The following is a 6,377-nucleotide window of genomic DNA, read 5'->3' on the forward strand; positions in this document are numbered from 1 at the left end:
GCTATTCGCCGTAAACCCTTTCGATCAGCGGGAGTTGAGCGAAGACCCGCGGAGCGTCACCGGTACCAGCCGAACCGTTCGGCCATCACCGGCAGCCGTTCGGCGACGAGCGCATGGGCCGCCGCACGGGGTGTGGAGCCGTCGGCCTCGGCGCGGGCCAGCATCCGGTCGATCAGGGCGCGCATCGAGCGACGGGTGTGCCCGAACGCCTCCTCGGCGTCGGCGCCGATGTCGCCGAACAGGGTCCACCACCACCAGGCGTTCGTACCGGAGTTGACGACCACATCGGGCAGCACGGTGATCCCGCGCCCGGCGAGCAGCGTCTCCGCCTCCGGCAGCACCGGCATGTTCGCCGCCTCGACCACCCAACGGGCAGTGATCAGGGCTTGGTTCGTGGCATCGATGGCGTACGAGACCGCTGCCGGGACGAGCACCTCCGCCTCCTGGGCCAGCCAGGCGTCGGCGGGCAGCTCGCGGTCCCCGTCCCGCAGCGCACCGCGGTCCACCGTTCCGTACGCGTCCCTGGCGGTGAGCAGCGCCTCGACGTCGAGGCCCGCCGGGTTGGCGATGGTGCCCTTGATGTCCGCGACCGCGACGACCTTCAGCCCGGCCCGCGCCAGGAACCGCGCCGTCGCTCCGCCCATCGTGCCGAGCCCCTGCACGGAGACGCGCGCCTCCGGGTACGCCACGCCCGCCCGGTCAAGCGCGGCGAGCGCCGACTCGGCGACCCCGCAGCCGCCGACCAGTTCGTCGAGCCCGATGCCGTCCACCTCGACGGCGAACGCGTCGGCGAGCCGCTGCCGTGCCGCCGTCTCGTCGTCGAGCAGGGGATAGACGGCCTGGACCGAGGAGACGAGCCCGGCCTCGGCGGCCGCCCGGTCGACGAGGTCCTGCGTCAGCCCGAGATCCTCACCGGTCGTCCAGATGTTCTCGATGTACGGGCGCACGGCCCGCAGATAGCGCACCAGTACGCCGTACGCCTCCGGGGCGCGCGGGTCGCAGTCGATGCCGCCCTTGGCGCCGCCGAGCGGTATGTAGCGGGCATGGGCGTCGTCGGCGTCGAAGTGCAGGGCCTCCTTCATCGTCATACCTCGGGCGAGTCCGGCCACCTCGTCGAGCGTGCAGCCCTCCCGCATCCGCAGCCCGCCGCTGGACACACCGCGCACCAGCCGGTCGACGACCAGATGGCCCTGGCGTCCGGTGACATGGTCCGTCCAGGTCAGCGAGATCAGCGGGGCCGGCAGGGCGGACGGGGACGCGGTCGTCGGCGTCGTCATCGGGGGGTCTCCTCGGTCACAGTGATCAGGGTGGGCCCAGGGGTGGTCAGGGCCAGGGACAGGGCGCGGGTGAGCGCCTCGGGTGAATCGGCGTGGACACCGTGGCCGCCGTACGCGCGGGCCAGCGCCGGGAGGTCGACGGACGGCAGATCGACCGCCGTGGGGGTGTCGCCGCGCGCCGCCATTTCGTCGCGGATCTCGCCGTAACCGCCGTTGTCGAACACCACGACGGGCAGCGGCAGTCGCAGCTGGGCGGCGGTGGCGAGCTCCTGCACGGAGAACTGCAGCCCGCCGTCACCGCTCAGCGCCACCACCTGACGGGCGGGGTACGCGGTCTTCGCGCCGATCGCGGCGGGCAGGGCATAGCCGAGCGTGCCGAAGCCGGTCGGATGGAGATAGCGTCCCGCCGGACCCACGGGCAGATGCGGGATCGCGCCGTAGTAGCAGCACTGCGCGCTGTCCGAGGTCAGGATCGCGTCCGCGTCCAGCACGGTTCGTACGGCCTGCAGATACGGCAGCCAGCGGGCATCGCGCTCGGCGGTCTCCGCGTCCCGCCCGGCGCGCAGCGCCCGTGCGGCACCGGCCCGGTCCGGAGCCCCGGAGGCCGGTGCGCCGTGAGGCTCGGCGAGTTGCTGCCGCAGGGCTTCCAGGGTGGTGCGGGCATCGCCGACGAGCGGCAGCTGCGCGGGCAGTCCCGCGTACATCTGATCCGGGTCGACATCGACCCGGATCAGGGTGGCGCGCAGCACGGGCGGCGCGGACCAGAGATCGGACTCGGCCAGTTCCGTGCCCACGGCCAGCACCGCATCGCACCCGGCCAGCCACTGCTGTACGGACGGGCTGTGCAGCGACACCCCGAGCGACAGCGGGTGCGTCTCGTCGACGATCCCCTTGCCGTTGGCGGTGGTGACCACCGGCGCACCCAGCTCCTCGGCCAGCGTCAGGCACTGCTCCGCGGCGTTCCTGGCACCGCCGCCGAGGACCAGTGCGGGCTGCCGGGCCGATCGCAGCGCCTGCGCCGCGTCCCGCAGTGCGGGCCCGGACGGGCAGGTCGCGGGCGTCGGCGGGGCGAGCCGTACCGGACCCGCCGGTGCCGGCGTCTCCAGCAGATCGAGCGGCACCTCGATGTGGGCCGGGCGCGGGCGCCCGGTGCGGAACAGCGTGAAGGCGCGGGCCACCGCGGAGAAGATCTCCTCGACGGTTGACACCCGGTGGCTGAATGCCGAGACCCCCCGCAGCGCCTCGGTCTGGCTGCGCATCTCGTGCAGCAGACCGGTCGACTGGCGCGGGTGGCGCAGTGGCATGCCGGGCGAGACGACCAGCAGCGGCACGCTGTCCGAGTACGCCTGCCCGACCGCCGCCGCGATGTTCAGCAGCGCCGGACCGGTGGTGGTGATCGCCACCCCAGGGCGTCCGGTGACCCGCGCGTACGCATCGGCGGCGTACCCCGCGCCCTGCTCGTGGCGCGGGGTGACATGCGCGATGCCGTACGGGTCCAGATGCCGGTAGATCTCCAGGTTGTGCGTTCCCGGAATACCGAACGCCTGCTTCACACCGTGCTCCGCCAGTGCGCGAACCACGGCTTCGCCACCGGTCAGCGAGGTCGGCCTCGGCTGCTCGGACACACTGCCTCCCTCCACCAACAGGTCGATTTACTGAATCGCCAGTCAGTATTGGGAGGTGGGAGCGCCCCTGTCAATGTGATCTTTACTGAATCGCGGTTCAGTGACGGAAGTGCGACCGTCAGGGAGCGGCGGGGCGCGGCACCTCGCACTGGTCCTTGAAGCCCTGGCTGGCCAGACCCAGTGCGGAGTTCGTCCGCGAGCGCATGTTCTCCACGGCGACCATGGTCGTCAGCTCCACCAGGGCCTTCTCGCCGAGCGCGGTTCTGAGCCGGTCCACCAACTCGTCCGTGACCTCCGGCGGGGCGAGGCTCATCGCCTCCGCGTACTCCATGACGTCACGCTCCCGCGGCGTGTATGCCTCGCCTCCCGCCACACCGGCACCTCGCGCAGTTTGCGGGGGGTCCATCCCGTGCCGGTGGTTCTCCCAGTAGCCGAAGTCCATGCACCAGCTGCAGCCCACGGTCGCCGCGGACGTCATCACCGCAAGGGCCTTGAGCTGTGGGTCCAGCGCCTTCCACCGGCCCACGGCCAGCTCGAAGCGGAGCCCGGCCCACAGCACTTTGGTGTGGTGGGCGGTGGCCCGTACGGGATCGATGACCTTCCCGTACGTACGGTTCGAATACCACGACACGGCGCGGTAGAGGAGGCTGCGGGGCGGGTCGAGCGAGATACGGGCGGTCATGGCGGGTCTCCTTCGGTTCGGCTCCGAGTCCGCCGCGCGGTCCCCTGGGGATGCCGGCGGCTGCTGTCACGGATATGACGGCCGGGGCTGCCGGATGTGACATCGGAGAGCGGTGGATCGCGGAATCCTGCGACGGGTACGGACGTTGGTTCCGGCATGACGGGATTCGATGCAGAGCAGGACGCGCTCCTCCGGCTGATCGCCGAGGAGAACGGCGGGGTGCTCGTGACGCTGAAGCGGGACGGCCGGCCCCAGCTGTCCAATGTCAATCACTTCTACTGTCCCGAGGAGCGCATCATCCGCGTCTCGATCACCGAGGACAGGGCGAAGACGCGGAACCTCCGGCGCGATCCCAGGGCGAGCTACCACGTCACCAGCAAGGACCGCTGGGCCTGGACGGTCGCGGACGGGACCGCCGAGCTGTCGCCGGTCGCCGCCGATCCGCACGATGCGACCGTGGAGGAGCTGATCACGCTCTACCGCGACGTGCAGGGCGAGCACCCCGACTGGGACGACTACCGCAGTGCCATGGTCCGCGACCGGCGGATCGTCCTGCGACTGCACGTGGAGCATGTATACGGGCAGCCGCGTGGCTGAGGCGGCGGGCCGTCATTCCCCTGGCCGTCCCGTACTCGCACGGTCGTACCCCCTGCTCATAATGAAACGACACCGACTCCCTCAGGAGATGTTGTGACCGGCGCTGACTCCCTGCACCCGCTCCGCACCCGGCTCCGTACGCTGCGACCTGCCGCATTCGGCGCCGACCCCGACGGCGACCGCATGGAGCGCATCCGGCGCTCACCCAACTTCGCCGACGGCGTCTTCCAGAACCCCATGGGGGCGCGGAGCAGTCCGTCCGGCTCCATGCTGGAGTTCGCGAAGGTCTTCTTCCGCAAGGAGGAGCGGGCCCGCAGGACGCCGACCGGCACGGTACCCGTCCACGCCACCACGCTCGCCGACCTCGCCGCGCCGCCCGCCACGGGGCTCCGGCTCACCTGGATGGGTCATTCGAGCGTGCTGGCCGAGATCGACGGCCGCCGGGTGCTCTTCGACCCGGTGTGGGGCGAGCGATGCTCGCCCTTCGCGTTTGCCGGGCCCAAGCGGCTGCACCCCGTTCCTCTGCCGCTCGCCGCGCTCGGCCCGGTCGACGCGGTCGTCATCTCCCACGACCACTACGACCACCTCGACCTGCCGACGATCAAGTCCCTGGCGGGTACGGACACGGTCTTCGCCGTTCCGCTCGGCGTCGGCGCCCACCTGGAGCGCTGGGGCGTGTCCGCCGACCGGATGCGCGAGCTCGACTGGAACGAGACCACGCACATCGCGGGGATCGGCCTGACCGCAACCCCCGCCCGGCACTTCTGCGGGCGCGGCCTGCGCAACCAGCAGCACACCCTCTGGGCGTCCTGGGCCGTCGCGGGCCCGGAGCACCGGATCTACCACAGCGGGGACACCGGCTACTTCCCCGGTTTCAAGGACATCGGCGCCGAGCACGGCCCGTTCGACGCGACGATGATCCAGATCGGCGCCTACTCCGAGTACTGGCCCAAGAACCACACGGAATGTACCCCACTCCCCGGTGGGTGGCCCGACATACATATGACGCCCGCTCAGGGGATCCAGGCGCACCTTGACCTGCAAGGGGGTAAGCCGTACGGCGTCATGATGCCCATCCACTGGGGCACCTTCACCCTCTCCGTGCACCCGTGGGCAGAGCCCGGCGAGTGGACTAAGGATGCCGCCGAGGAAGCCGAGCAGCCAGCCGCATTTCCCCGGCCGGGCGAGCCCTTCGAACCCGCGGGAACGCTTCCCCTCGATCCCTGGTGGCGGTCCGTGGCTGCCCCGATTGCACACCCCTGGCGCCGCAGCGAGGCAACGGACGTTGCTCAGGGTCAGGACAATCGCGATCTTGACCTCGCAGGTGAGCGGTGACTCGGGGCAGGGATGAAAGCCTGAACGCAACGACGCAGTCGTTCGCCAAGTTGACGGAGGCCGAACAGAAGCAGGTGATCCAGGCGCTCGACGGTCCCCCTCGACGGGGGAGGGCTGCTGAGGCACGGCAGTACATCCCACTGCCCACTTCACGAAAGCCATCCGGCATCCAAGTCGAGACGCGGATTGTCAAGTCCTGACACCGAGGCCCCACCCTTCCGGCCGAAACGGCGGGGTGGGGCTTCCGTATTTCTAACTTGATCTTTAACCTGTGCGGCGTGGCCGCGGGGTTGTTGGCTTCTTCGTCCGTCGTTTTGCGGGGCCCGGTTTGCCGACTGTGTGCACGTCATAGCGTGGAGCGGGCCGGGCGTTCTTGCGACCGGACGGCCGTCCTGGGCCGGGGCGGGAGGATTTCGGTGCTCTGGCAGGACAGGCCTCCTTCGGGCGGAGGTGCCGGAAATCGCGGCGGACTCGGGCGGGAGTGAGCTTGTCGGGCGGACTCGGTCTCTCTCACGGCAGGACGTCGCCCGCCTCTCCCCGTTCGTGAGGCACCACATCAACATGCTCGGCCGGTACTCCTTCCAGCTCCCCGACCTGCCCGGCGGCCTGCGCCCGCTGCGCGATCCGGACGCCTCCGACGAGGAATGACAGGCCCTGGCCTGCGCCGCTGGATGGGAGGACCCTGGGGGTATGGCCAGGAGGAACGTCCGGCGGTGCAGCCAGTGCGGCATCGAGCTGCCGAAGGACAGCAGGCGGTCGTGCCGGTTGTGCGACATCCCTTGTGTTCCCCTGAGCCCCGGAGAGAGTCCAGCCCGCTGGCCAGTGGGTTCGTCTCTCCCTCGGCAGCCTGGTATCCAGTGA

At 70.6% G+C, this 6,377-nt stretch carries 5 protein-coding genes and 1 pseudogene; 2 read left to right on the forward strand and 4 right to left on the reverse strand.

Annotated elements, in window-relative coordinates; all coding sequences use genetic code 11:
• Positions 1 to 56: 56 nt before the first annotated feature.
• The 3 genes from ACWD6R_RS33490 to ACWD6R_RS33500 all read right to left on the reverse strand — a co-directional run bounded on the left by ACWD6R_RS33490 (position 57) and on the right by ACWD6R_RS33500 (position 3,584).
• Positions 57 to 1,277 (reverse strand): Glu/Leu/Phe/Val dehydrogenase dimerization domain-containing protein, encoded by a 1,221-nt coding sequence (locus ACWD6R_RS33490; protein WP_451822155.1) that lies wholly within the window; start codon positions 1,275 to 1,277, stop codon positions 57 to 59.
• On the reverse strand, positions 1,274 to 2,902 hold the full coding sequence (locus ACWD6R_RS33495; protein ID WP_451822156.1) for a thiamine pyrophosphate-binding protein: 1,629 nt from the start codon (positions 2,900 to 2,902) through the stop codon (positions 1,274 to 1,276). The genes ACWD6R_RS33490 and ACWD6R_RS33495 overlap by 4 nt, the downstream gene beginning before the upstream one ends.
• A gap of 118 nt (positions 2,903 to 3,020) precedes the next feature.
• Positions 3,021 to 3,584, reverse strand: coding sequence for a carboxymuconolactone decarboxylase family protein (locus ACWD6R_RS33500; RefSeq protein ID WP_451822157.1), 564 nt, complete (start codon positions 3,582 to 3,584; stop codon positions 3,021 to 3,023).
• Positions 3,585 to 3,740: 156 nt separating this feature from the next.
• On the opposite strand from ACWD6R_RS33500, the gene ACWD6R_RS33505 reads away from it, so the two are divergent.
• Entirely contained in the window at positions 3,741 to 4,181 is a 441-nt protein-coding gene (locus ACWD6R_RS33505) for a PPOX class F420-dependent oxidoreductase (protein ID WP_451822158.1), read from the forward strand.
• A gap of 93 nt (positions 4,182 to 4,274) precedes the next feature.
• The gene (locus ACWD6R_RS33510; protein WP_451822159.1) at positions 4,275 to 5,516 is read left to right on the forward strand and encodes an MBL fold metallo-hydrolase; all 1,242 of its coding nucleotides are present in this window, start codon (positions 4,275 to 4,277) and stop codon (positions 5,514 to 5,516) included.
• A 264-nt stretch (positions 5,517 to 5,780) separates the two neighbouring features.
• Here the strand turns inward: ACWD6R_RS33510 and ACWD6R_RS33515 are convergent.
• Positions 5,781 to 6,026 (reverse strand): annotated as a pseudogene (locus ACWD6R_RS33515) (NF041680 family putative transposase); the annotation flags it as partial.
• Between the last annotated feature and the right edge of the window lie 351 nt (positions 6,027 to 6,377).

This window comes from Streptomyces sp. NPDC005151 (assembly GCF_053599875.1).

What these genes read in the sequence shown, in the direction of transcription:
- ACWD6R_RS33500 (WP_451822157.1), bottom strand. Translation starts at nt 3,584, where the DNA reads ATGACCGCCCGTATCTCGCTCGACCCGCCCCGCAGCCTCCTCTACCGC.
- ACWD6R_RS33505 (WP_451822158.1), top strand. Translation starts at nt 3,741, where the DNA reads ATGACGGGATTCGATGCAGAGCAGGACGCGCTCCTCCGGCTGATCGCC.
- ACWD6R_RS33490 (WP_451822155.1), bottom strand. Translation starts at nt 1,277, where the DNA reads ATGACGACGCCGACGACCGCGTCCCCGTCCGCCCTGCCGGCCCCGCTG.